The sequence below is a fragment of the Sutterella sp. genome (genome assembly GCF_030539355.1).
In the GTDB taxonomy this organism is placed as follows: Bacteria; Pseudomonadota; Gammaproteobacteria; order Burkholderiales; family Burkholderiaceae_F; genus Sutterella.
The window spans coordinates 1-24,304 of record NZ_JAUNSF010000037.1 but is presented as its reverse complement, the minus strand read 5'-3'; the positions used below and the strand labels follow the sequence as shown (position 1 = coordinate 24,304).

The 24,304-nt window shown below is 65.1% G+C and carries 20 protein-coding genes and 1 tRNA gene; 14 read left to right on the top strand and 7 right to left on the bottom strand.

Annotated elements, in window-relative coordinates; genetic code table 11:
• The first annotated feature begins 71 nt into the window (after nt 1-71).
• On the top strand, nt 72-1,322 hold the full coding sequence (gene pepT, locus Q4F91_RS07095) for a peptidase T (protein ID WP_303336163.1): 1,251 nt from the start codon (nt 72-74) through the stop codon (nt 1,320-1,322).
• A 114-nt stretch (nt 1,323-1,436) separates the two neighbouring features.
• Here pepT and ppk1 read toward each other — a convergent pair whose 3' ends face one another.
• Both ppk1 and Q4F91_RS07085 read right to left on the bottom strand, forming a co-directional pair.
• A complete protein-coding gene (gene ppk1 / locus Q4F91_RS07090) occupies nt 1,437-3,794 on the bottom strand; it encodes a polyphosphate kinase 1 (protein WP_303336161.1) in 2,358 nt (785 codons plus the stop codon).
• A 132-nt stretch (nt 3,795-3,926) separates the two neighbouring features.
• Nucleotides 3,927-4,592 (bottom strand): VTT domain-containing protein, encoded by a 666-nt coding sequence (locus Q4F91_RS07085; protein ID WP_303336159.1) that lies wholly within the window; start codon nt 4,590-4,592, stop codon nt 3,927-3,929.
• A gap of 220 nt (nt 4,593-4,812) precedes the next feature.
• Here Q4F91_RS07085 and mutL point away from each other — a divergent pair, with 220 nt between their 5' ends.
• Nucleotides 4,813-6,867: a DNA mismatch repair endonuclease MutL gene (mutL, locus tag Q4F91_RS07080; protein WP_303336158.1), complete on the top strand. Its 2,055-nt coding sequence runs from the start codon at nt 4,813-4,815 to the stop codon at nt 6,865-6,867.
• Complete coding sequence (gene miaA / locus Q4F91_RS07075; RefSeq protein WP_303336156.1) at nt 6,867-7,817, top strand: tRNA (adenosine(37)-N6)-dimethylallyltransferase MiaA; 951 nt, start codon at nt 6,867-6,869, stop codon at nt 7,815-7,817. The genes mutL and miaA overlap by 1 nt, the downstream gene beginning before the upstream one ends.
• Nucleotides 7,818-7,819: 2 nt before the next feature.
• Here the strand turns inward: miaA and Q4F91_RS07070 are convergent, their stop codons facing one another.
• Both Q4F91_RS07070 and purM read right to left on the bottom strand, forming a co-directional pair.
• Nucleotides 7,820-8,416 (bottom strand): pyridoxamine 5'-phosphate oxidase family protein, encoded by a 597-nt coding sequence (locus Q4F91_RS07070; RefSeq protein WP_303336154.1) that lies wholly within the window; start codon nt 8,414-8,416, stop codon nt 7,820-7,822.
• 170 nt (nt 8,417-8,586) lie between these two features.
• Nucleotides 8,587-9,615 carry a phosphoribosylformylglycinamidine cyclo-ligase gene (gene purM / locus Q4F91_RS07065; RefSeq protein WP_303336152.1) on the bottom strand — a complete coding sequence of 343 codons (1,029 nt, stop codon included), beginning with the start codon at nt 9,613-9,615 and terminating at the stop codon, nt 8,587-8,589.
• A 488-nt stretch (nt 9,616-10,103) separates the two neighbouring features.
• Here purM and Q4F91_RS07060 point away from each other — a divergent pair, with 488 nt between their 5' ends.
• The 5 genes from Q4F91_RS07060 to Q4F91_RS07040 all read left to right on the top strand — a co-directional run bounded on the left by Q4F91_RS07060 (nt 10,104) and on the right by Q4F91_RS07040 (nt 13,580).
• Complete coding sequence (locus Q4F91_RS07060; RefSeq protein WP_303336150.1) at nt 10,104-10,679, top strand: DnaA/Hda family protein; 576 nt, start codon at nt 10,104-10,106, stop codon at nt 10,677-10,679.
• Between the two features lie 17 nt (nt 10,680-10,696).
• Nucleotides 10,697-11,401, top strand: coding sequence for an HAD family phosphatase (locus Q4F91_RS07055; protein ID WP_303336148.1), 705 nt, complete (start codon nt 10,697-10,699; stop codon nt 11,399-11,401).
• Nucleotides 11,402-11,416: 15 nt separating this feature from the next.
• Nucleotides 11,417-12,913 carry a polynucleotide adenylyltransferase PcnB gene (gene pcnB / locus Q4F91_RS07050; protein WP_303336147.1) on the top strand — a complete coding sequence of 499 codons (1,497 nt, stop codon included), beginning with the start codon at nt 11,417-11,419 and terminating at the stop codon, nt 12,911-12,913.
• Nucleotides 12,910-13,413, top strand: a complete 504-nt coding sequence (folK, locus tag Q4F91_RS07045) for a 2-amino-4-hydroxy-6-hydroxymethyldihydropteridine diphosphokinase (protein ID WP_303336146.1) — start codon at nt 12,910-12,912, stop codon at nt 13,411-13,413. Before pcnB ends, folK begins: the two co-directional genes overlap by 4 nt.
• Nucleotides 13,414-13,495: 82 nt before the next feature.
• Nucleotides 13,496-13,580: transfer RNA gene (locus tag Q4F91_RS07040), tRNA-Leu, on the top strand.
• Nucleotides 13,581-13,878: 298 nt separating this feature from the next.
• On the opposite strand, the gene mog is transcribed toward Q4F91_RS07040, so the two are convergent.
• Both mog and yjgA read right to left on the bottom strand, forming a co-directional pair.
• Nucleotides 13,879-15,333 carry a molybdopterin adenylyltransferase gene (gene mog / locus Q4F91_RS07035; RefSeq protein ID WP_303336144.1) on the bottom strand — a complete coding sequence of 485 codons (1,455 nt, stop codon included), beginning with the start codon at nt 15,331-15,333 and terminating at the stop codon, nt 13,879-13,881.
• A 29-nt stretch (nt 15,334-15,362) separates the two neighbouring features.
• On the bottom strand, nt 15,363-15,938 hold the full coding sequence (gene yjgA / locus Q4F91_RS07030) for a ribosome biogenesis factor YjgA (RefSeq protein ID WP_303336142.1): 576 nt from the start codon (nt 15,936-15,938) through the stop codon (nt 15,363-15,365).
• 104 nt (nt 15,939-16,042) lie between these two features.
• On the opposite strand from yjgA, the gene queA reads away from it, so the two are divergent.
• From queA to Q4F91_RS07000, 6 genes are all read left to right on the top strand, one after another.
• A complete protein-coding gene (gene queA / locus Q4F91_RS07025; protein WP_303336140.1) occupies nt 16,043-17,095 on the top strand; it encodes a tRNA preQ1(34) S-adenosylmethionine ribosyltransferase-isomerase QueA in 1,053 nt (350 codons plus the stop codon).
• Nucleotides 17,096-17,125: 30 nt separating this feature from the next.
• Entirely contained in the window at nt 17,126-18,259 is a 1,134-nt protein-coding gene (gene tgt / locus Q4F91_RS07020) for a tRNA guanosine(34) transglycosylase Tgt (protein ID WP_303336138.1), read from the top strand.
• A gap of 145 nt (nt 18,260-18,404) precedes the next feature.
• Nucleotides 18,405-18,746, top strand: a complete 342-nt coding sequence (yajC, locus tag Q4F91_RS07015) for a preprotein translocase subunit YajC (RefSeq protein WP_303336136.1) — start codon at nt 18,405-18,407, stop codon at nt 18,744-18,746.
• Nucleotides 18,747-18,959: 213 nt separating this feature from the next.
• Nucleotides 18,960-20,855, top strand: a complete 1,896-nt coding sequence (secD, locus tag Q4F91_RS07010; RefSeq protein WP_303336134.1) for a protein translocase subunit SecD — start codon at nt 18,960-18,962, stop codon at nt 20,853-20,855.
• A 17-nt stretch (nt 20,856-20,872) separates the two neighbouring features.
• Nucleotides 20,873-21,802, top strand: a complete 930-nt coding sequence (gene secF, locus Q4F91_RS07005) for a protein translocase subunit SecF (protein WP_303336132.1) — start codon at nt 20,873-20,875, stop codon at nt 21,800-21,802.
• A 675-nt stretch (nt 21,803-22,477) separates the two neighbouring features.
• Nucleotides 22,478-23,800: an AAA family ATPase gene (locus Q4F91_RS07000; RefSeq protein ID WP_303336131.1), complete on the top strand. Its 1,323-nt coding sequence runs from the start codon at nt 22,478-22,480 to the stop codon at nt 23,798-23,800.
• Nucleotides 23,801-24,119: 319 nt separating this feature from the next.
• On the opposite strand, the gene Q4F91_RS06995 is transcribed toward Q4F91_RS07000, so the two are convergent.
• On the bottom strand, nt 24,120-24,304 hold a 185-nt coding region (locus tag Q4F91_RS06995; RefSeq protein ID WP_303336130.1), incomplete at its 5' end, for a hypothetical protein.

Below are 24,304 nucleotides of genomic sequence, written 5' to 3'. Positions count from 1 at the left end.
ATAGAAAAGTTATAGAAATTTTCTAGTAAAAAACTGTGGATCCGGGGACCGTCCCCGGGCGGAGAACACTGATGACGAACGTGCGAGAAGAACTGTTTGAGCGCTTCCTGCGCTACGCGGCCGTGACGAGCCAGAGTGATGCGAAGGCCGGGAAGGTGCCGAGCACCGAGGGGCAGAGAAAGCTCGCGGAACTCCTCGCGGACGAGTGCCGTGAACTGGGGCTCGCCGATGTACAAGTCTCGGAATTCGCCGTGATGACGGCGCGCCTGCCCTCGAACCTCCCCGTCGGTGCGAAGGCCCCGAAGGTCGGCTGGTGCGCGCATCTCGACACCGTGGACGCGGGGCTCTCGCCCGACATTCACCCGCAGGTGATCCGCGGCTACGCGGGCGGCGACATCTGCCTCAACGCGGAGAAGGATCTGTGGCTGCGGACCGCCGAGCATCCGGAGGTGGAGCGCTACATCGGCGACGACCTCCTCGTCTCGGACGGCACGTCCGTGCTCGGCGCCGACAACAAGAGCGCGGTCGCGAACATCATGACGGCGCTCTCGATCGTGATCCGCGAGGGGCGGCCGCACGGCGACATCTACGTCGCGTTCGTCCCCGACGAGGAGATCGGGCTCCTCGGCGCGAAGAAGCTCGACATCTCGCGCTTCCCCGTCGACTTCGCCTACACGATCGACTCCTGCGAACTCGGTGAGATCGTCTGGCAGACCTTCAACGCCGGCGGCGCCCGGCTCGACATCCGCGGCGTCACCGCGCACCCGATGTCCGCGAAGGGCGTTCTTGTGAACCCCATCCTTGTGGCCCACGACTTCATCGACATGCTCGACCGCTCGGAGACCCCGGAGTGCACCGAGGGGACCGAGGGCTTCATCTGGGTGAACGGCATCACGGGCGGGCCGGCGAAGTGCTCGGTCTCGCTCAAGATCCGCGACCACAATCTCGCGGGCTACCGCGCGAAGAAGGCGCGGATCATGGCCGCGGCGGAGATGCTCAGGGAGAAGCACCCGCGGGCCGGGATCGAGCTCACGATGAGCGATACCTACGGCAACATCGCCGACGCGATCGGCCCGGAGAACCGCGCCTGCATCGATCTCCTGCACCGGGCCTTCGAGGCCGAGGGCGTGACGCCCCGCGAGATCGCGATGCGCGGCGGCACGGACGGCTCCTATATCTCGACGCGCGGCATCCCCTCGCCCAACTACTTCACGGGCGCGCACAACTTCCACAGCTCCTGCGAGTTCATGCCCTTCTCCTCGTGGGAGAAGAGCCTTGCGGTGACGCTGCGGCTCATCGCCCTCACCGCGGCCGGGGACTGAGGCCGGAGAGAAGCCGGACGCCGAAAAGCAATCGGGCACCCCGTGAAGGAGTGCCCGATTGTCTTTTGAGCCTTCGCCGGCTCTTCGAAGAAGAGCCGGGTCGGTCAGCGCGTCTTAGGACGCGTGGCCGTTCTTCTTCGCGAGCACGGCCTGCGAGTCGACCACCGGGCCGTTCTTCGGCGGCGTGAGGCGCTTGTAGCTGCCGTCGCTCTGGAGCACCCAGGCCTGGGTGTTGTCGGCGATCTGCAGGTCAAGCGTGGCCTTGATGCGCTTGAGGATCGCCGGGTCGAGCACCGGGGTGAGGACCTCGATGCGGCCGTCGAGGTTGCGCGGCATCAGGTCGGCCGAGCCGATCAGCATCGCGGGTTCGCCGTTGTGGCGGAAGTAGTACGCGCGGGCGTGCTCGAGGAAGCGGCCCACGATGCTCTTCACCGAGATGTTGTCGCTCACGCCCTTGATGCCCGGACGCAGGCAGCAGATGCCGCGGACGATGATCGAGATCTTCACGCCGGCCTGGCTCGCCTCGTAGAGCTTCTGGATGATCGCGCGGTCAACGAGCTGGTTGCACTTGAGGATGATCTCGCCCTTGCCGGCGGCCTTGTGGCACTCGATCTCACGCTCGATGTGGGCAATGATCGACTTGCGGGTGCTGTGCGGCGAGACGACGAGCTTGCGGTACGTCGTCTGGTCGGAGTAGCCGGTCATGACGTTGAAGAGGTCCGCGACGTCCGCGCAGATGTCGTTGTTCGACGTGAAGAGCGCGTAGTCGGTGTAGATCTTCGCGGTGCCCGGGTTGTAGTTGCCCGTCGAGATGTGCACGTAGCGGGTCATGCCGTCGGGCTCGCGGCGCACGACGAGGCAGAGCTTGGCGTGGATCTTGAGGCCGGCGAAGCCGTAGACGATGTTGACGCCCGCCTTCTCCATCTCCTCGGCCCAGTTGATGTTGCGCTCCTCGTCAAAGCGGGCCTTCAGTTCCACGACCGCAGTGACCTGCTTGCCGCGGCGGCGCGCCTCAATCAGGGCGGCGACGATCGGACTGTTGCTGCCGCAGCGGTAGAGCGTCTGCTTGATGGCGACGACCTGCGGGTCGACCGAGGCGCGGCGGATGAAGTCGAGCACGCCCGAGAAGCTCTCGTACGGGTGGTAGAGGAAGACGTCGTGGCTCTTGACGAGCGGGAACACGTCGCCGTCGGCGATGAACTCCGGCTCGAGGCCCTTGTAGGGACGGTCCTTGAGGTTCGGGCGGTCCAGGAAGGCGAGCGGCATGAACTCCGACATCGCGATCGGGCCCTTCACGCGGAAGATCTGGAAGGGCAGCAGCTCGAGCTTCTCGGTGAGGAAGTTCATCAGCGTCTGGTCAGCGCTCCACTCGATCTCGAGGCGGATCACGTCGCCGAAGCGGCGCTGGTCGATGAAGTCCTTGACGGCGGCGAGCAGATCGTCCGCCTCGTCCTCCTCGATCTCGAGGTCGGTGTTGCGGGTGAGGCGGAAGAGCGCCGACTTGATCACCTTGTGGCCCGGGAAGAGCTTCTCGAGGTGCTCGCGGATCAGGTCCTCGAGCAGAATGATGTCGTCGTCGCGGCCGTTCGGGTTGAAGCCGAGCTCGGCGTAGGCCGACTCCTTCGTGCGCGGCACGAAGATGAAGCGCGGCATGTTGTTCGGGCACTTCAGGCGCGCATAGCGCACGGAGCCGTCACGGGCCTCGAGCTCCACGAGGAAGTTGAGCGAGATGTTCGAGATCGTCGGGAAGGGGTGGCCCGCGTCGATCGCCTGCGGCGTGAGGATCGGATAGATCTCGTTGGTGAAGTAGCCCTCGAGGAAGGTCTTCTGCTTGTCGGTGAGGTCCTTGTAGCGGACGATCGAGATGCCCTTCTTCGCGAGCTCGGGGGCGAGCTGCTTCCAGTGGTTCTGGGCGCGGTTGAGCATGCCGAGCGCACGGCGGCGGATCTCGGCGAGCTGCTTCACCGGCGGGAGGCCGTCCGCGGAGGTCGAGGGGGCGCCGATCTTGAACTGGCGGATGATGTTCGACACGCGGACCATGAAGAACTCATCGAGGTTGTTGTGGAAGATCGCCAGGAACTTCAGTTGCTCAAGAAGCGGGTTCTTGGGGCTGCAGGCCTCGTCGAGCACCTTGCGGTCAAACTCGATCCAGTTGAGCTCGCGGTTGATGTAGAGGAGCGGATCGGAGAGCTCCGGAATCCCCTCGACGGGCGGGAGCGGCGTCGGGGCGTCCTCGGGAGCGGTGGAGGCCGTCGATGTGCGGCGGGCGGCGGAACGCTTCGCCGGGGCGCGCTTCTTCGCGGGGGCCCTGGCGGCGGTCTTCGCCTTCGGCGCGGCCTTGGCCGCGGGCTTCGCGGCCGGCTTTTCGGTCTCCTTCTCCGGAGCGGTCGTCTTGGCGGCCTCCGTCGCTTCGGCGGGCTTCTCCTGAGCGGTGATTTCCTTGGTTTCAGCAGTCTTTGTGGTTTCGGTCATGTTTTTTAAGCCTGAATCAGGAAAAAGTGGTGATTTTCCTAATATTCTAGTCCTTTCAACATGACGATTCCATGACAGCGCGGGCGGGTTTCCCCTACCACATCTGCGTATTCAAGCCGGAGCCCGCTACGGTCAGTATTTCGCGTTCTTCTGATCCTGGAGCTTCTGCAGCCACTTCCAGGCGACGCCGACGATCATCGGACCGGCGACGGCGGCGACGATGCCGAGAATGAGGATCTTCGAGAGGTTCTGCTGGATGAAGGGGATGTTGCCGAAGAGATAGCCCGCGCCGATGATCGAGACGGCCCAGAGCACGGCGCCCGTGCCGCTGAAGAGCTCGAAGCGCAGGCCGTCCATGCGGGCGGCGCCCGCGACGAGCGGGGCGAAGGCACGCACGATCGGGACGAATCGGGCCAGCAGGATCGTCTTGCCGCCGTGCGAGGTGTAGAAGGAATGGGCGTGCTGGAGCTTCTTCGCGTCGATCCAACGGATGTTGCCGTCGTAGATCTTGTTGCCGAGCCATTTGCCGGTGGCGTAGCCCACCGAGTTTCCAAGAATCGCGCCGATGATCACCGCGAGCATGATCATCCAGGGGCTCGCCGTGCCGGCCGCTGCGACCGTGCCCGCGACGAAGAGGAGCGAGTCGCCCGGCAGGAACGACATCACCACGCAGCCCGTCTCGAGGAAGAAGATCAGGAACATCGCGAAGTAGATGAGCGTTCCGTAGTCCGTGGCAAGCGAGACGAGAAAGTGGTCGGCGTTGGTGAAGAGCTCGACGATGAGTCCGAGTATGTCCATGGCGATGTTCTGTTCTTATAGATGTTCTTGGGCGGAGCGTGCCCGGGAGTCCGGCCTGAGCGGAGCGGCGGGCACGAAAAATGCGCTTCCCCCGATGAGGGCGGGAGCGCGAAATCCTTGAGCTCAATATCATAGCGGGACAGAGAATCGATCTCGAATCCTGCCCGCCGGAATGCCGGGCTTCTCTTACAAAATTTTCGCTTTTCTGACGCCTTCTCCCATGCCGCGCCATCCCATTGCCGAACTCTCCAGCCAGCTCATCAGCCAGATCGCCGCGGGCGAGGTGATCGAGCGTCCCGCCTCCGTCGTGAAGGAACTCGTGGAGAACGCGGTCGACGCGGGCGCGGACCGCATCGAGGTCCGCATTGACCGCGGCGGGCTCGAGCGCATCGTCGTCACGGACAACGGCTGCGGCATCCCGCCTGAGGAGCTGCCGCTTGCGTTGAAGCGCCACGCGACGAGCAAGGTGAGGACGCTCGAGGACCTCGAGCATGTCGCGAGCCTGGGCTTCCGCGGCGAGGCGCTCGCCTCCGTCGACTCGGTCGCGGACCTCAGGATCTCCTCGAGAACCCCGGACTCGGCCGAGGCCTGGCAGATCGAGAACGGCGAGGTGGAGCCCGCGCCGGGAATGGAGCCCGGAACGCGTGTCGAGGTGCGCTACCTCTTCTACAAGACGCCTGCCCGCAGAAAGTTCATGAAGAGCGAGCTCACGGAGAGCGCGCACGTGGTGACGCAGCTCGAGCGCATCGCCTTCGCGAACCCCCACGTCGCCTTCACGCTCATCTCGAACGGCCGCCAGTCGATGAAGCTCGCCGCGACCGAGAGCCATGCCGAGCGCATCGTCGCGCTCATGCCGAAGGACTTCAAGGGAGCCTGCCGCGAGGTGGACTTCGAGGACGGCGGCTGGCGCGTGGCCGGTCTCGCGGGTCTTCCCACGGTCTCCCGCACCCGCGCCGAGGCGCAGTACCTCTTCGTGAACGGCCGCTACATCCGTGACCGCACCGCTGCGCACGCCGTCCGCGCGGCCTACGAGGACGTGCTCCACGGCAATGCCCAGCCGCTCTACTGCCTCTTCCTCACGGTGCCGCCCGGGGAGGTGGACGCGAACGTCCACCCGACGAAGGTCGAGGTGCGCTTCCGCGATTCGGGGCGCCTGCACCGTGTGATCACGCAGGCCATGCGCGCCGTGATCGCGCCCCCGCTCGCGGCCGACGAGGGGAGGCCCTCCTTTGCCGACTCAGCTGTCCGGACGGGGTCCGTCCCCGCGGGACGCGAAGCCTCGGTGCTGCAGATCAATCCTGGTACTGGTGCTCGTTCCCGTGGGGCTGAGACTTCATCCGCCTTCGGGAGGACGCCGGGCGCGGCACCTTCGCAGCATCCTGCGTCGGATCCCTTCCGCCCGGACACGCGCAGCTTCATTCCGGAGCGCCCGTCGGCGCAGGCGGTGAAGTCCGCCATGGAGCTCTTCGGGGCCGTGCCCGCGGCCGCGCGCCCGGGCACGGTAAATGAAGGGACTGCGGAGCCTGTTTCGCCCTCGGCTGGACCGGCCCCCGCCGGCCCCGCTCCCGAACCCGCGGCCGGGGTTTCTCCTGCGCCGCAGAAAACGGAGGACGCTCCCGCGCGTGACCAGAACCTTTTCCGCCGCGAGGACGGCTCGGACGGCGCGTCGGACACCGGGAACTACGGGCTCCTCGGCCGTGCGGTCGCGCAGATCGGCGGCGTCTACATCCTCGCCGAGAACGCGCAGGGTCTCGTGATCGTGGACATGCACGCCGCCGCGGAGCGGGTGCTCTACGAACGCCTCAAGACCGCCGCGGATTCGAACTCGATCTCCGTGCAGCCGATGCTGATTCCGGTCGTGGTGCGGGTGACGCCGCTCCAGTTCGCCGCCTTCGAGGCGAATGCGGAGAAGCTCTCCGAGCTCGGGCTTGACGTGACGGGCGCGGACGGCGGGTCGGTGGTGCTCCGCAGCGTCCCGGCGATGCTCTCGCGCACGCCCGTTCCCGAGCTTGAGGCACTGCTGAAGGAAGTTCTGGATGACTTGAACGACCACGCCTCGACCGACGCGCTCGAGGTGCTGCGCAACCGCATCCTCGCGACGATGGCCTGCCACAACGCCTTCCGGGCGAACCGCAGGCTCTCCATTCCGGAGATGAACCAGCTGCTGCGCGACATGGAGAAGACCGAGCGGGCGGACCAGTGCAATCACGGGCGTCCGACCTGGACAGTGCTCTCGATGGACGATCTTGACCGGCTCTTCCTGAGGGGGCGCTGATGAGCGAAGTGAATTCAGGCGTGTTGGATCGGAAACCCGAGGCGCTGCTCCTTCTCGGCCCCACCGCGTCGGGAAAGTCCGCGCTCGCGCTTGAGCTTGCACGGAAATATCCGCTTGAGATCATCTCGATCGACTCCGCGCTCGTCTACCGCGGCATGGACATCGGCAGTGCCAAGCCCACGAAGGAGGAGCTCGCGGCGGCGCCGCACCATCTCATCGATATCCGTGAGATCAACGAGCCCTACAGCGCGGCGGACTTCGTCGAGGACTGCGTGCGGCTGGTGCCGGAGATCCGCGCGCGCGGACGCATCCCGCTGATTGCGGGCGGGACGATGCTCTACGCGAAGGCGCTGCGAGAGGGCATCGACGAGATGCCGACCACCTCGCCCGAGGTGAGGGAAGGGGTGGCGGCCGAGGCCGAGCGAATCGGCTGGCCGGCCATGCACAAGGTTCTCGCAGAGTGCGATCCCGTCACGGCGGCGAGACTCGCCCCCAACGACAGGCAACGGATCGGCCGTGCGCTTGAGGTTTACCGCATGACCGGCCGCCCGCTCTCAAGCTTTCACAGGCGTGAGCCCCGTCCGGCGCTCCCGCTCGTCACTGCGGCGCTTGTCCCTTCTGATCGTGCGGCGCTTCACCGCAGAATCGAGCTTCGGTTCGACCAGATGCTCGAGGCCGGGTTTGTGGACGAGGTGAAGGGACTGATGGCCCGTCCGGATTTCGACGCGGAGAGCCCGGCGATGCGGGCCGTCGGCTACCGCCAGGCGATCGAGTACCTTGAGGGAAAGCGAACCTTCGAGGAGTTCAGACTCGCCGGCATCGCCGCGACCCGTCAGCTCGCGAAGCGCCAGCTCACGTGGCTCAGGTCCATGACGGATGTCGAGCGGGTGGATCCGCTCGAACCCGGAGCGTTCGAGAAAGTTGAGGCGCTCCTCAGACGCGTCCTCTGATATCAGAGGGGGACGCCCTTCAACCACTCCGAGGGGCCCATGTCCTGGACCTCGGTGAGGCTCTTTCCCGCCTCCCATTTCGCCGCGCCGCGGGCCTTGCCTGTGATGCGCTCGATCTCAATCTTCCAGATCATCGCGAGCGGGCCGCGAACCCTGCCCTGGACGCTGTTGCGCTCGGCGCTGTTCTTCGGCGCGTGGCGCTTCAGGATCGCGGTCCAGGCCCGGATCTGCTCGTCCTTGTCCGTGACCGGAGAGGCGCGGCCCGTGACGACCGCCGAGGCGAAGTCGACCGAGTACCACTCAGGGAGCGTCGTCGCCTTGCCGATGAAGCAGACCGAGACCCTCGGATTCATCAGCATATTGTCGGCCTTGCGGCCGCCGGGCTGGGCAGTCGCGTGGAAATAGAGAACGTTGCCCACGAGCACGGGCGAGATCGGCACGCCGTAGGGGTTGCCTTCGCTGTCGCAGGTCGAGAGCACGGCGTGCTCGGTGAACTCGATCACCTCACGGGCCTGCTCGAGGGTGAGCTCGCGGGCCTTGCGGCGCAGCGGCCGGTCGACTGTCGAAGCAACGTTGGTAGTGAAGTCCGGGGTCGTCATGAGCGTTCTCCTTCAATGCTCCGGGGCGGGGCTGAAACGTGTCGCGAGTTCGATTCTACGGTTTTGCTGGAAATTCCCGAAACCCCAAAAGAAATGCCTCCCCGTTGTGAACGGAGAGGCATTGGGTCGCAAGTTCGAATCTCGCCGGGCGGACCGAACTCAGACCGGAATTACTTGACGACGCACTGGGCCTCGCCCTCGGGGAGCTTCTCGATCGAGCCGATGCGGAAGACCTTCTCGCCCTCGGCCTCGAAGGCGGCCATGGCGCGGTCAGCGTCCTCGGGCGCGACGATCACGACGAGGCCGATGCCGTTGTTGAAGACGCGGTACATCTCGTGACGGTCGATGTTGCCCTTCTCCTCGAGCCACTCGAAGATGGCCGGACGGGTCCAGGAGGAGCCGTCGATGCGGCACTGCACGCCCTCGGGGAGGACGCGGGGCACGTTCTCGATGAGGCCGCCGCCGGTGATGTGGGCCATGCCCTTGATTTTCACCTGCTTCATGACGGAGAGGACCTGCTTCACATAGATGCGGGTCGGGGCCATCGCGCGGTCGGCGAGCGTGGCGCCGTCAAACGGCATGTTCCAGTCGGCCTGGGCGACGTCAACGACCTTGCGCAGCAGCGAGAAGCCGTTCGAGTGCGGGCCGCTCGAGGCGAGGCCGAGCACCACGTCACCCTCGCGGATCGTCGTGCCGTCAATGATCTCGTCCTTCTCGACGACGCCGACGGCGAAGCCGGCGAGGTCATACTCGCCCTCGGGGTACATGCCCGGCATCTCGGCGGTCTCGCCGCCGATCAGCGCGCAGCCGGCGAGCTCGCAGCCCTTGGCGACGCCCTTGACGACGCGCTCGGCGATGTCGACGTCGAGCTTGCCGCAGGCGTAGTAGTCAAGGAAGAAGAGGCTCTTCGCGCCCTGAACGAGGATGTCGTTCACGCTCATGGCGACGAGATCCTGGCCGACCGTGTCGTGACGGCCGAGCTTGAAGGCCAGCATCAGCTTCGTGCCGACGCCGTCCGTGCCGGTGACGAGGACCGGGTTGCGGTACTCACGGCTCACTTCAAAGAGCGCGCCGAAGCCACCGATCGATCCGAGGACGCCCGGGATCAGGGTGCGCTTGGCGGCGGGCTTGATGCGTTCGACAAGTTCATCACCGTTGTCGATGGAAACGCCGGCGGCGGCGTAGGAGAGCTGGCTCATTCTTGGAGACCTTACGCTTGTGGGGTGGGGGAGGATGGAGTGCCGCTTCGGCGTCCGGTTCCCGGGGAGAAGTCTCCTCGCGGGGAGCGAAGCGGAGCGGCAGGAAGAAAATCAAGAAATTATAAGCCGAGCCGCCCGCACGGTTTCGCACCATGATGGCTCCAGGCAGGCCCCGAGGAGGGGCCTCCGCGGGGCTTCCCGGGGGCTTCAATACGTTTTTTTCTAGGAAGAAGAAGTAAACTCTCGCCCGAGCCCCCGAGGAAAATTCATCCCGGGGGTGCTCCGAAGTCTCTGTCCGCAGGACGCCCCGGGTGAAGCGCAGCCCGGAGGTCTCCCAGTGCGGCGGTTCTTTTCTGTCGTCCGTCATCTCCGTGGAATCCAAGCCTCTGCCTCCCGATCAGTATCTGCTTGACCTTCCTGAGCTCCAGGAACGGGACAGGCCGACTTTCGCCAATTTCATGCCCGGCGAGAACAGGGAGGCGCTTGCCGTGATCGAAAGCATGGCTGCCGGGGAGGGTCCGAAGTTTCTCTATCTCTACGGCCCCAAGGGCGCGGGTCTCTCGCATCTTCTCGAGGCGTTCCTGCCCGGGACGGCCGAGTCGGGGCTGCGCGTGCCGATCTACACGGCCGGCGAGAAGCTCTATGCGGTCGACGACATCGAGACGCTTGACCGCGGGTACGCGCAGCAGCTGCTGCAGCTCCAGAACGCGGTCTACGCCGACGCGGACGCGAAGCTCGTCTGCGCGGGGCGGCTCCCGCCGAAGGAGCTTCCGCTTCCTGACGGGGTGAAGAACCGCATCCTGGGCGGCATCTGCTACGCCGTGGTGCCGCTCGATGAATCCGACCGCTTCGCCGAGCTTTCCCGGCAGGCGCAGCTCCGCGGCATCCTGATGACGCCCGACATGGAGCAGTGGATGTCCCGGCACCTGCCGCGTGACATGCGCTCGCTCACCCGGGTGATGGACATCGCCAATCAGATGGCGCTCCATGCCACCCGCCGCGTGACGCTCTCCGTGATCCGCGAGGCGGCGAAGGCGGCAGGCCTTCTCCCCGCCGAGAAGTGAGATCTGAGGGGCTGTCGATGAAGCTTGCCGTTTTTGATCTTGACCACACGCTGCTGCCGATCGACTCGGGCGATGCGTGGTCGCACTGGATCGCGACGAAGTCGTCCCGCGGGAGGGGAGACGAACTTACGCTGCTTCAGGAACGGATCGAGGGCTACGCGGATGCCTACAGGACGGGGACCTTTGTCGCGCTTGACTTCATCCACTTTCAGTTCGGGCTTCTTGCCCGCGAGAAGCGTGAGGACCTCGAGCGCTGGAGAGCCGAGTTCATTGACTCGGTCGTGCGCCCGGCGGTGCTGCCGCAGGTGACGGAGCTCCTTGAAGAGAAGAGAAGGGAGGGCTGGAAGCTTCTCCTCGCGACGGGAACGCACCGGTTCGTCACCGACCCCGTGGCCCGGATGCTCGGCATCCCGTACCTCGCGGCCGCGACGCCGGAGGAGCGCCCTGACGGCTCCTTCACGGGCGAGCTCGTGGGGCATGACTCCTACGGCGCGGGGAAGCTCCTGCTTGTCCGGGAGTGGATTGAGCGGCTCACGCAGGAGTTCGGGCCGCTCGAGGCGCTTGAGGCCTGGTCGGACTCGATCAACGACCTGCCGCTCCTCGAATATGCCGCCGGCGCGAAGCCCGCGGGAAGAGCCGTCGCGGCCAATCCGGACCCCAGGCTCGCCGGGATCGCCCGGGAGCGCGGATGGGAGACCGTGAGGCTCTTCGAGAAAAAATAAGAAGGAAAAGAAAGAATGTTTGATTCGTTTGTCAGCCGCGTGAAGTCTTTTTTAAGCACGCAGGAGGAGGATGTCGCGGTGCGCGAGCCCCGCATCATCCCCAAGTCCGTCCACGGCATCGACCCGGAGCTTGTCGCCTGGCAGGCGAAGCGCTGCTGCGAGGCGCTGCAGCGCCGCGGCTACCGCGCCTACATCGTGGGCGGCGCCGTCCGTGACCTGCTGCTCGGCGTGAAGCCGAAGGACTTTGACGTCGCGACCGACGCGACGCCCGAGGAAGTGAAGCGCTCGCAGCGCCGCGCGATCATCATCGGCCGCCGCTTCCGCCTCGTTCACGTGATCTTCGGCGACGAGGTCATCGAGTGCTCGACCTTCCGCGCGCTCGAGGGCGCGGGGGTGAGGAAGGATGGCGCTGGGCGCGTCATCTCCGACAACGTCTTCGGCGAGATGTGGGAGGATGCGGCCCGCCGCGACTTTACGATCAACGCCCTCTACTACGATCCGGCGACCGAGGAGGTCTACGACTATCACCACGGCTTCGAGGACATCGCGAAGAAGCGTCTGCGCATGATCGGCGACCCCGAGGCGCGCTACCGCGAGGATCCGGTGCGCATGCTGCGCGCGGTGCGCATCTCCGCGAAACTTGACTTCACGATTGACCCGAAGACGGAGAAGCCCATCGCCCGCATGGCGGGGCTCCTGAGGAACGTCCCGACGGCCCGTCTCGTTGACGAGGCGATCAAGCTTCTCTCGTGCGGGCACGCCGTGGAGTGCGTGAAGCGCCTCAAGCGCGACGGCCTCTCCGCTGCGCTCCTCCCGGTGCTCAACAACCTGCTCTCCTCGCCCGAGGGCGAGGACTTCCTGATGCTGGCGCTGAAGCGCACCGACGAGCGCCTCGCGATCGGCAAGAAGATCTCCCCCTTCTTCCTCTTCGGCACGCTTCTCTGGCCGCAGGTGTTGCGCCGCTGGCGCTACAACGAGGAGACGAAGGGCATGCCGCGCGTGGCGGCGCTCCACGAGGCCTCGGTCGACGTGCTTGAGACCGAGTGCCATACGATCTCGATCCAGCGGCGCTTCCAGGCCGACATGCATGACCTCTGGATGATGCAGGTGAAGCTTGAGCGCAGGACGGGCAAGTCTGCCTATGCGGCCGTGCGCCATCCGCGCTACCGCGCCGGCTACGACTTCCTGCTGCTCCGCAGCCAGGCGGGCGAGGTGCCTGAGTGGCTCCCCGAGTGGTGGGACGAGTTCGCCAACGCCGAGGACGCCGCCCGTGAGCAGATGATCCGCGAGGCGCAGGAGGAGGCCCGCAGGACGGGCAGTCAGGCCCGCCGCGGCCGCGGTTCCCGCGAGGAGCGCACGGAGGTCGAGTGCGTGCCGCAGCACGAACTCGCCGCCGCCGAGGGGAACGACTCCGAGGGCTCGAACGCCTCCGGAACGGGCGAGCGTCGTCGCCGCCGCCGTCCGCGCCGCCGCTCCCGCCGCCCGGCGCAGCGTGAGGGGCAGAGCGAATGACGCGTGAGGCAAGGCGCGCCTGGCTGAGCCTCGGCGCGAATCTCGGCGACCCCGTGGCGATGCTCCGCGAGGCCGTCCGCCGGATTCAGGCGACCGAGGGCGTCACCTTGGTCGCCGAGAGCAGCCTCTGGCGCACCTCTCCCGTGGATTCCTTCGGGCCCGAGTACGTCAATGCCGCGCTCGCGCTTGAGACCGTGCTCAAGCCCATGGAACTTCTCGCCGCCATGCAGGCGATCGAGAACGACTGCGGCCGCGTGCGGCCCGCGGGCGTTCACAACGCCCCGAGGACGCTTGACATCGACATCCTGGCCTTCGAGGGCGTGACGATCGGGGATCCCCGGCTCACGCTTCCGCATCCGAGGATGAACGAGCGGCTCTTCGTGCTCGTTCCGCTCTCCGAGATCGAGCCCGGCTGGAAGTCGCCCGCGGGCGTGCCCGTGCGGGAACTCATTGAGACGGTGCGGGAGAAGGATCCGACGCAGAGGATCGAACGGATCTGATCCCTGATATCCCGGGAAAATCCTTCTCTGAGGATCATTCCTTCTGATTCGCAGCGGGAAGTTGTGGCATACTTCCTTTCCTCCCCGGATGGCGGAATGGTAGACGCAGCGGATTCAAAATCCGCCGATGAATAATCGTGAGAGTTCGAGTCTCTCTCCGGGGACCAAATCCTGCAGCCCGCATTGTCTTGTCGATGGTGCGGGTTTTTAATTGTTTATCAATAAGTTTCCGTTTACTGGGCGAGAAGAAAAGCGAGTCTCGGAAAAGGCTTCGGGAAACTTTTCTCCCTTATGTCTCCCCTGTAAAACCGGCGCCTGGCGCCGCAGGGCGCACGCTCCGGGGTGTTCCGAGCGCGGCAGCCTGAGTTCCCGGAGAGGGACTCGAACTCTCCCGGTTAAAACCAACAAGGCCGCCGGAGTCCTGAAACTTCCGACGGCCTGGGAAAGGAGTCTGAATCTCCGGGATCAGCCCTGGGCGCGCTCGAGCACGGCCGTGAGGAAGGCCGCGAGGTCGTGCATCTCATCCGGACAGAGCTCGTGCTCCATCGGATAGGTGCGGGCGACCAGGTCCGAGTCCACCTGGGCGATCACCTCGGCGCTGCGCCTCGCGGTGACGAGCGGGACGACGGAGTCGAATTCGCCGTGCCCCATGAAGACCGGGGTCTGGCGGCCCGCCGTCGTGACTTCGGAATAGAGGTGGCCGGCGAGAGGGAGATACCCCGAGAGGGCGACGATGCCGCCGATCGGGCGCTCCATGCGCAGGCCAGCAAAGAGCGAGATGGCCGCGCCCTGGGAGAAGCCGCCCAGAACGATGCGGTTTCTCGGCACGCCCTGGGCCTCGATCTCGTCGATGAGCTGCGTCACGCGCCGGGCGGAGTCACGGATGTTGATCGCATCCTCGTTGTCGTCGATGCTGCGGCCCGGGAGGTCATACCACGCGCGGAGCGGGTAGCCCGGGTGGAGCGCCATTTCGCGGATCGGCGCGTTGGGCAGCACGAAGCGGCAGGAGGGACCGTCGAAGTGGACGATCTCGTCGGGGAAGGTGGCGAAGTCCTTGTTGTCGACGCCCATGCCGTGGAGCCAGATGCCGACAAGCTCGGGCTCGCCGCCCGTGCGGGGGCGGACCACGAGGATGTCCTTCGCGTCAAACGCAGGCTTGGCGGGCTTCGGCTCCTCCTTCACGGCCTCGGGCACGGGTTTCACGGGGGCGGGTTCCTCGGCGGCCTTCACGGGTTCAGGAGCCTGGGCGGGCTCGGCGGGTTTCGCTGCGGCTTCAGGGGCGGCAGCCGGTTCCCCGGCCTGCTTCGCCTCGGGTCTGCGGGCGCTCTTCGGACGGAAGGCCTTGACGACCTCCGGATCGGTCTCGATGTAGGGGCCGCCGATCAGGTCGATGCAGTAGGGGACGGCGGCGAAGATGCCGTTGACGACGGTTTTTCCCGAGTCATCCCTGAGACCCTCGAGCGTCTCGGCGATGGCCTTCGGCTGACCGGGGAGGTTGAGGATGAGCGCTGCGTGGTCGGGCGTCTCGCGGAGCACGCCCACCTGACGCGAGAGGATCGCGGTCGGAACGAAGTGGCCGGAGATCGCGCGCATCTGCTCGCCGAAGCCCGGCATCTCGCGGGTGGCGACGGCGAGCGTGGCCTCCGGGGTCACGTCGCGACGGGCTGGGCCCGTGCCGCCGGTCGTGAGGATCAGGTCGCAGCCGATGATGTCCACGAGTTCGCGCAGCGTCCGCTCAATGTCGAAGCGCTCGTCAGGAATGAGGCGCTTGTGGATGCGGACGGGCGTCTTGATCGCGCGCTGGCACCAGGCCTCGAGCGCGGGAATGCCCTTGTCCTCATAGACCCCGCGGCTCGCGCGGTCGGAGACCGAGACGAGGCCGAGGATGAGTTCGTTTTCAGTGGTGCGCGGCGGCTTCATGGACTTCCTTCCTGTCGATTCGTTTGTTTTCAGCGTTCGTTCTCTTCGGACGGCTCTTCGGCGTCCTCGTCCTTCGCCATCAGGTCGAGCGGCTCGTTGAGATAGTCGTGGAGCAGCCTGTAGAGCTCGCGGGCGCTCTTGGGCGGCTTCTGCGCCTCGCGCTCCTTCCTCGCGAAGCGCACGAGCTCGCGCAGGCGGCGGATGTCGATGTCGCTGTGCTCGTCGATGAATGCGCGCACCGCGTCGTCGGAATCGATCATGCGGTCGCGGAGCGTCTCGCAGCGGTGCAGGAGCGCCACGGCCGCGCGCGACTCACCCGTCGCGCGGGCGATCGCCTCGCGGACGGCCGCCGGATCCATGTCGCGCATCTTCTTGCCGATCAACTGGAGCTGGCGGCGCTGGGCGCCGAAGTTCTTCATGCGGCGGAATTCGATGATCTCAGCGAGGACCTCCTCGGGGAGGCCGATCTTGGCGAGCGTCTCGTCGCCCATCCGGGTCATTTCCTTGCCGAGCGCCTGAAGCTCAAGCTGGACACGCTTCAGGTGCGACTTGGACGGGCCGCGGAATTCCTCTTCATCATCATCTTCAATTTCGTTGGGGCGCATAGCTTCCTCGAGGTGGAGTCGGACGCTCAATGATAATGGCAACGGCGCGGGTGTTCTTTCGCTAGAATGCCGTCCTTTTCTTTCATTCTCTGGCCGGTAAAGCCATGCCTGAACAGCACTTAAGCGATTTTGACTTCGAGCTCCCTCCCGAGCTCATCGCACAGTATCCCCTTGCGGACCGCGCCTCCTCGCGGCTCCTGCACATCACGGAGGACGTCCTCGAGGACAAGACCTTCCGTGACATCGAAAACTTCCTCCGCCCGGGCGACCTCCTCATCGCCAACGACACCCGCGTGATCAAGGCGCGTCTGCTCGGCCGCAAGGCCACGGGCGGCGCCGTCGAGGCGCTCATCGAGCGCGTCACGGGCGAGTTCACCGCGATCTCGATGATCCGCGCGAGCAAGAGCCCGAAGCCGGGTTCCAAGGTGCTCTTCGCGACGCCGGGCGACGACGCCGTGACGGCCGAGGTCGAGGTGACCGGGCGCGAGGGCGAGTTCTTCGCGCTGCGCTTCGAGAAGCCCGTGCTCGAGGTCCTCGAGGCCTTCGGCCGCGTGCCGCTCCCGCCCTATATCACCCACGCCCCGGAGAAGAGCGACGAGAGCCGCTATCAGACGGTCTACGCCGAGCACCCCGGCGCAGTCGCCGCTCCCACGGCGGGCCTGCATTTCACCGAGGAACTGCTCGAGCGCATCCGCGCCAGGGGCGTTGACATCGAGTACGTGACGCTGCACGTGGGCGCGGGCACCTTCCAGCCCGTGCGCGTCGAGAACCTCTCCGAGCACCACATGCATTCGGAGTGGTACTCGATGCCCGCGGACGTCGCCGCGAAGATCAATGCCGCGAAGGCCGATGGCCGCCGCGTGATCGCCGTCGGCACGACCTCGCTCAGGACGCTCGAGAGCGCCGCGGACCGCGTGGGGCACGTCGAGGCGGGCGCGCGCGACACCGCGCTCTTCATCACCCCGGGCTACAAGTTCCGCATCGTGGACGCGCTCGTGACGAACTTCCACCTCCCGAAGTCCACCCTCGTGATGCTCGTCTCCGCCCTCGTGGGCCGCGAGCGCATCCTCGAGGCCTACAGGCACGCTGTTCAGGAGCGCTACCGCTTCTTCAGCTACGGCGACGCGTGCTTCATCGAGAAGGCCCGCGGGTCCTGATCCGCTCACCCGAAACGGAAACATTAAAGAATGGCATACAGCTTCAAAGTCACGGCCACCTGCGGGAAGGCCCGCCGCGGCACGCTGACGCTCAACCACGGCGTCGTTGAGACGCCTATGTTCATGCCGGTCGGCACCTACGGCGCCGTGAAGTCGATGGCGCCCTTTGAACTGAAGGAAGTGGGTTCGCAGACCATCCTTGGCAACACTTTCCACCTCTGGCTCCGTCCGGGTCTGGAAGTGATCGGCGCGCACGGGGGCCTGCACGGCTTCATGCAATGGGACCAGCCGATCCTCACGGACTCGGGCGGATTCCAGGTCTTTAGCCTCGGGGAACTCAGGAAGATCACCGAGGAGGGCGTCAAGTTCTCGAGCCCCATCAACGGCGACAAGCTTTTCCTCTCGCCCGAGATCTCGATGCAGATCCAGCGTACGCTCAACTCCGACATCGTCATGGTGCTCGACGAGTGCACGCCCTACAAAATCGGCGACCGTCCTGCCACCGAGGCCGAGGCCGCGAAGTCGATGCGCATGAGCCTCAGGTGGGCGAAGCGCTCGAAGGACGAGTTCGAGCGGCTTGAGAACCCCAACGCGCTCTTCGGCATCGTCCAGGGCGGCATGTACACGCATCTGCGCGAGGAGTCGCTCGAGGGCCTGAAGGAGATCGGCTTCCACGGCTACGCGATCGGCGGCCTCTCGGTGGGCGAGCCCAAGCCCGAGATGATCCGCATCCTCGACGAGATCGCCTGGAAGCTCCCCGAGGACCGTCCCCGCTACCTGATGGGCGTCGGCACCCCGGAGGACCTCGTTGACGGCGTCTCCCGCGGCATCGACATGTTCGACTGCGTGATGCCGACGCGCAATGCGAGAAACGGCTGGCTCTTCACTCGCTTCGGCGACATCAAGCTGAAGAACAGCCGCTACCGCAATGACCTCAGGCCGCTCGACCCGACCTGCGACTGCTACACCTGCCGCAACTTCAGCCGCGCGTACCTGCATCACCTGCACCGCGTGGGCGAGATCCTCGGCGCGCGCCTCAACACGATCCACAACCTCCACTACTACCTCACGCTCGCGGGCGAGATGCGCGCGGCCCTCGAGGAAGGGAGGTTCGAGGCCTGGAAGGAGCAGTTCCGCGCCGACCGCGCCCGCGGCATCGAGTAAACACAACACGGAGGGCCCGGGAGAACTGCAATCAGACACGAGTTTTAAGCCTTAGCGCTTCCTGCCCTCCGTATAATTGCCCAACTTCCCGGTTTCTCCTCGAAATCGGGGGCCGAATTTTTTCTTTTCATTCTTTGGAGTGCACATGTTCTTCATCAGCGATGCCATGGCGGCTGGCGAAGCCGCCGCCGGCGGCATGGAAGGTTTCCTCGTCCAGGTGGTTCCGCTCATCGTCATCTTCGCCGTCTTCTGGTTCTTCCTCATCCGTCCGCAGCAGAAGCGTCAGAAGGAGCACGCCAAGATGTGCGAGGCGCTCGCCAAGGGTGATGAGGTCATGACCGCCGGCGGCATCTCCGGCCGCATCGAGTCGGTTGACGACCAGACGATCGGCCTGCAGGTCGCCTCCGTTGACGGCAAGGCTGTCATCATCAACATGCAGCGCGCCGCTGTTCAGATGGTCCTTCCGAAGGGCTCGGTCAAGTTCTGATCGACCGATCCTCTGGCAGGATGGATTTCTCGGGAAAGGGCCCGGCCTCTCTGATGCCGGGCCGTTTTCCGTCATAAGCCGGCCGGCTTTTTCGTGTCGGAAGGTGTCCGGAGCTCAAGGAAAACAGGCTTCGGAGGGCTGACGCGGACCGGGTGCAGCGAACTCCCCTGCACCCCGGAAACCGGGCGGAAACTGTGGAGTGGAGAAGAAGCGATGAATCGCTATCCTCTTTGGAAATACATAATGATCGGCATCGTGCTCGTCATCGGGCTCATCTACACGCTGCCGAACTTCTATGGCGAGTCTCCTGCGGTGCAGGTCTCGTCGGGCAAGGCCACCGTCAAGGTGACCGAGCAGACGCTCGCCCAGGTCGAGAGCGCCCTTCAGACGGCCAACCTCGTGCCGAACGGCGTCTTCTTCGAGCAGGGCGCCCAGCAGAACACGATCCGCGTCCGCTTTGACCCGACCCAGACCGAGGAGCAGCTCCGAGCCCGCGAGGTGATCGACAAGGCCCTCAACTCGGACCCGAAGGATCCGACGCACATCGTGGCCCTGAACCTCGTGCCGAACACGCCGCGCTGGCTCCTTTCGATCAACGCGCTGCCGATGTACCTCGGCCTTGACCTCCGCGGCGGCGTGCACTTCCTGCTGCAGGTTGACATGCGCGCCGCGATCACGAAGCGCGCCGAGGCGATCGCCGCCGACCTGCGCACGCAGCTGCGCGACAAGCGCATCCGCCACACGGGCATCAACCGCGTCGGCAATGACGTCGAGATCAGCTTCGGCACCGCCGAGGAACGCGACCGCGCCAACGACCTGATGCGCAACACGCAGCCCGACCTCGTGCTCGAGCTCCCGGAGGCCTCCCAGGCGCCCTTCATCATCCGCGCCCGCCTCTCGCAGCAGGCGATCCAGAACGTCCAGAACTACGCGCTGAAGCAGAACATCTCGACGCTGCACAACCGTATCAATGAGCTCGGCGTCGCCGAGCCCGTGATCCAGCAGCAGGGCGCCGACCGCATCGTGGTCCAGCTCCCGGGCGTGCAGGACACCGCCAAGGCGAAGGACATCCTCGGCCGCACCGCGACCCTTGAGGTCCGTCTCGTGGACGACACCCCCGAGGCGCTCGCCCAGCTCGCGCAGGGCACCATCCCCTTCGGCGACGAGCGCTTCACCGACCGTGACGGACGTCCGATCCTCGTCAAGCGCCGCGTGATTCTCACCGGCGAGAACCTGAACGACGCCCAGCCGGGCTTCGACAGCCAGACGCAGGAGCCGACCGTCAACCTCGAGCTCGACAACCGCGGCGCGCGCATCTTCCAGGAAGTGACGCGTGAGAACGTGGGCCGTCGCATGGCCATTCTCATCTTCGAGAAGGGCAAGGGCGAGGTCGTGACCGCTCCGGTCATCCGCCAGGAAATCGGCGGCGGCCGCGTGCAGATCTCCGGCCAGATGACGACCATCGAGGCGACCGACACGGCGCTCGTGCTTCGCGCGGGCTCGCTTGCCGCCCCGATGGAGATCGTCGAGGAACGCCTGATCGGCCCGAGCCTCGGCGAGGCGAACATTGAGGCGGGCTTCCGCTCGACCCTCTACGGCTTCATCGTGATCGCCGTCTTCATGGTGATCTACTATCAGGTCGTGGGTCTCGTGAGCGCCATCTCGCTGATGTGCAACGTGCTCATGCTGATCGCCATTCTCTCGATGCTCCAGGCCACGCTCACGCTGCCGGGCATCGCGGCCATCGCGCTCACGCTCGGCATGGCCGTCGACTCGAACGTGCTGATCAACGAGCGCATCCGTGAGGAACTGCGCATCGGACGCCTGCCCCAGACCGCCATCTCGGAAGGTTACGAACGCGCCTTCAACACGATTCTTGACTCGAACATCACGAGTCTGATCGCCGGTCTCGCGCTTCTGATCTTCGGCTCCGGCCCGGTCCGCGGCTTCGCCGTCGTGCACTGCCTCGGCATCGGCACCTCGATCTTCACCTCCGTGACGGTCTCGCGCGCCATGATCAATCTGATCTACGGCCGCCAGAAGAAGCTCACCAAGATTCACATCGGTCAGATCTGGCGTCCTGACGCCGACAAGGCCAAGGCGAAGTAAGGCGGGAGAAACAGAAAATGGAATTTTTCCGAATCCATCGCACCATCCCGTTCATGCGCTATCGCCATGTGCTGAACGCAATCTCACTTGTGAGCTTCCTCGTCGCGGTCTACTGGATCTTCACGCACGGTCTCGCGCTCTCGATCGAGTTCACTGGCGGCACGCAGCTCGAGGTGAACTACCCCGAGCCCGCGAACACCGAGCAGATCCGAACCGACCTCGCGCAGGTCTCGAACGAGGTGCTCGTGCAGACCTTCGGCACCGCGCGCGACGTGGTGATCCGCGTCCCGACCAAGGAGGGCTTCACCTCCGGTCAGATTGCAGCGGACGTGATGAAGGTTCTCGAGGCGAAGACCCCGGGCGTGCAGTTGAAGAGCACGGAGTTCGTCGGTCCCCAGGTGGGTGACGAACTCGCCCGCGACGGCGGCACGGCGCTCGCGCTCGTGGTTCTCGGCATCATGATCTACCTGGCCTTCCGCTTCGAGTGGAAGTTCTCGGTGGCCGCGATCATCGCCAACCTGCACGACATTGTGATCGTGGTGGGCATCTTCTCGGTGATGCACTGGGAGTTCACGCTTCCGGTCCTTGCCGCGGTGCTCGCCGTGCTCGGCTACTCCGTGAACGAGTCGGTGATTATTTTCGACCGCGTCCGCGAGCACTTCCGCACAATGCGCCGCGCCGACAGCATCGAGGTGATCAACTCGGCCATCACGGCGACGATCTCGCGAACCGTGATCACGCATACGTCGACGCTGGCGATGACGCTCTCGATGTTCTTCTTCGGCGGCCCGGCGCTTCACTACTTCGCGCTTGCGCTCACGATCGGCATCCTGCTCGGCGTCTACTCGTCCGTGTTCGTTGCCGCGGCCATCGCGCTTTACCTCGGTGTGAAGCGTGAGGACCTCGTCAAGAAGAAGAAGGAGGAACTCGAGGAGATGGTGCCGTAAACGGCCTCACTCTGAAGTTTCCCTCAGCCCCATGGTTTCAGACTGTGGGGCTTTTTTTATATTCAAAAAACCTTGTATTAATACAAAATAAGTTCAAGCAATATTAAAAATTTTCCTGAATGAGGAGGGACGGCTCCGGGTTCCGGAGATAAGCGGTCAGACATCACTGAAGGCCGGCCGATGTGCTTCGGAAGCGATATCGGTGCCCCGCTCTCCGGCCGCTTTTGATAAAGATCAAGAGTTGTGTGCGACCGGATGTGTCGCACCATGAATTAGGAAATTTGAGAAGCTGCCGACAGCAGCCCTTCCATGCGGGTAGTGACACCATGAACTATCGCAAAAATCTGCTGAGGATCAGGGAGAAGGCTCAGTGCAGACATGATACCGGAATGATGCGCGTCACCCGGGCGGCCGAAATTAAGAAAACCTGCAGGTTTTCTTAATTTTCAGCGACTTGCATTCATCCCGGACTTTCGGCATGATGAAGGGGCTTCAACCAAGCCTTGTCAGATGCGGTGCAAGGGCTCCGGCCGAAATTCGCATCGTTGTAAATCAGCCCCCGCGGGCGTTTCGCCCCGGGTCGGACCTGGTCGCTTTCGAAGAGAAGCGTCCGTTCTGCGCTGCCGAGTGCGTCACGCACTCGGGGGTCTCTCATTTCTGAAGGGGACAAACAGAATGAACGCACTTGACTATCGCATGAGGTCCGTCCCCGCCGTCCGATTCGGCCCCCACCTGCTGGGCGCTCCGGCGACCGTGGGCTACGACAGGAAGCAGCTCTCCGAAGATGCCGTCCGACGCATCCCGGAACTGAATCCCAACCATTACTTCCCCGCCGACGTCTACCGCGACCTGGTCGCCTGGTGGAATCTCGGCGGTCGCGAGCCCCTGCTCATCTCCGGCCCCGCCGGGTCCGGCAAGACGAGCACGGTGCTGCAGTTCTGCGCGCGGCTCTCGGTGCCCGTCGTGTGCTTCACGGCGCGGCCCCGCATGGGCCGCCGCGAGCTGATCGGCCGCTGGGTGCTCGGCAAGGACGGGATGGTCTGGGTTGACGGTCCCGCGACGCTCGCCTGGCGTCACGGATGGCTCTTCATCGTCAACGAGTCTTCCGCGGCTCCTGCGGAAACGTGGGTCTCGGCAAACGATCTCCTCGAAGGGCTCGCCCTCGAGAACGATCAGACGGGAGAGGTGATCCCGCGCCACCCGATGGCGCGCATCGTCTTCACCGACAACTGCCGCGGCCACGCGACCGAGACTGACTCCGGTTATCTCGGCCGCCAGATGCAGGACCGTTCGGTCATCGACCGCATGTGGCACATCCGCATGGAGGGCCTCACCGAGACCGAGGAGGCGAGCGTTCTCGCGAACGCCGTCCCCCGGGCCCTGCGCGGGGCAGCCGGCGACCTCGTCGTCAACGAGATCGCCTCCTTCATGGCACAGGCGGGAGCGGCGACCCGCGAGAGCTCGAAGTCCGACACGCTCGGCTTCCGCTCCCGCACGATCGCGCTCTCCCACCGGGCTCTGAGCCGCATGACGACGATGTCGCTCAGCCACGTCACGGGCGCCACCCCGGAGGTTCCCGATCCGCTCGCGTGGATCGCGGACGCCGCCGTCGGCAACGCCCTTGACCGTCCCGTGAGGGACGCGCTCGTCACGTATCTCAAGACGCTCTTCGGCGAGCGCCTCACTGAGATGCACCGGGCGTGGCTCGAGTGCCATCCCTCCGCGCCGGCCCAGGGTTTGCCCTGCGTGCCGACCTTGAGGAGGTCGACTCACCGACCGCCGTCAGCTTCTGAGCCGGAAGGGAAGAAGACACGCCATGCTCCTTGGGAACCGCTGCCGCACGCGGGCTTGCCTGCACGGCAACCGGCTGTTCCTAACGATCTCTCGGGGCGCACATGCACGCTGCTGATAAGCGATGAGCCTTACCAGGCTCCTCATCGTGCTTCATTGACGAGGCGCGTTCGGTTGACACCGCTGACGAGATACCGCAGGCCGTGATCTGGATCCTGCGCGCTTGGGCGCGCGAAGGGTGCCTTCGGCCACTGACCGGAGATGGCCGGCGATCAGGGCACCGCGCAAGCGCGCTGACGATGAAACCGTCTCCCGCGGGGAACCTCTCCCCGCAGGCAGACAACCTGTCCAAAAGCTGTGAGAAGGGGCGGCCCCGCCAGGTCCGCTCCTTTTCGCACGGGCTCTTCTTCGAGCTTTCTTCATGTCCTCCGGGTCATGAGGAGGAAAGAGCGCCTGTTCTTTCCAGCTTGTTGAACACCCCCATACACCTTCCGATCCACCCTTCAACCACCCTTTCAATCTTTTTTCACTCTTCATCATGAATTTTTTCAACTTTCTTCGATCTTTCTTTTCCTCGGATTCCTCCAAACTCCAGCCCGAGCCTGAGCCCGAGCCTCAGCCTCAGCCTCAGCCCAAGGCCAAGCCCAAGGCCAGTTCCATTCCACCTCCCAACATCAAGATTCCTCCCGACCTCCTCCGTCCCGGTCGCGC

Bases quoted from the DNA above. Each gene is read 5' to 3' on its own strand.
- Q4F91_RS07085 (WP_303336159.1), bottom strand. From the start codon at position 4,592: ATGGACATACTCGGACTCATCGTCGAGCTCTTCACCAACGCCGACCAC.
- secD (WP_303336134.1), top strand. From the start codon at position 18,960: ATGAATCGCTATCCTCTTTGGAAATACATAATGATCGGCATCGTGCTC.
- mutL (WP_303336158.1), top strand. From the start codon at position 4,813: ATGCCGCGCCATCCCATTGCCGAACTCTCCAGCCAGCTCATCAGCCAG.
- pepT (WP_303336163.1), top strand. From the start codon at position 72: ATGACGAACGTGCGAGAAGAACTGTTTGAGCGCTTCCTGCGCTACGCG.
- miaA (WP_303336156.1), top strand. From the start codon at position 6,867: ATGAGCGAAGTGAATTCAGGCGTGTTGGATCGGAAACCCGAGGCGCTG.
- mog (WP_303336144.1), bottom strand. From the start codon at position 15,333: ATGAAGCCGCCGCGCACCACTGAAAACGAACTCATCCTCGGCCTCGTC.
- Q4F91_RS07070 (WP_303336154.1), bottom strand. From the start codon at position 8,416: ATGACGACCCCGGACTTCACTACCAACGTTGCTTCGACAGTCGACCGG.
- pcnB (WP_303336147.1), top strand. From the start codon at position 11,417: ATGTTTGATTCGTTTGTCAGCCGCGTGAAGTCTTTTTTAAGCACGCAG.
- tgt (WP_303336138.1), top strand. From the start codon at position 17,126: ATGGCATACAGCTTCAAAGTCACGGCCACCTGCGGGAAGGCCCGCCGC.
- yjgA (WP_303336142.1), bottom strand. From the start codon at position 15,938: ATGCGCCCCAACGAAATTGAAGATGATGATGAAGAGGAATTCCGCGGC.
- Q4F91_RS07055 (WP_303336148.1), top strand. From the start codon at position 10,697: ATGAAGCTTGCCGTTTTTGATCTTGACCACACGCTGCTGCCGATCGAC.
- yajC (WP_303336136.1), top strand. From the start codon at position 18,405: ATGTTCTTCATCAGCGATGCCATGGCGGCTGGCGAAGCCGCCGCCGGC.
- Q4F91_RS07000 (WP_303336131.1), top strand. From the start codon at position 22,478: ATGAACGCACTTGACTATCGCATGAGGTCCGTCCCCGCCGTCCGATTC.
- folK (WP_303336146.1), top strand. From the start codon at position 12,910: ATGACGCGTGAGGCAAGGCGCGCCTGGCTGAGCCTCGGCGCGAATCTC.
- ppk1 (WP_303336161.1), bottom strand. From the start codon at position 3,794: ATGACCGAAACCACAAAGACTGCTGAAACCAAGGAAATCACCGCTCAG.
- purM (WP_303336152.1), bottom strand. From the start codon at position 9,615: ATGAGCCAGCTCTCCTACGCCGCCGCCGGCGTTTCCATCGACAACGGT.
- queA (WP_303336140.1), top strand. From the start codon at position 16,043: ATGCCTGAACAGCACTTAAGCGATTTTGACTTCGAGCTCCCTCCCGAG.
- secF (WP_303336132.1), top strand. From the start codon at position 20,873: ATGGAATTTTTCCGAATCCATCGCACCATCCCGTTCATGCGCTATCGC.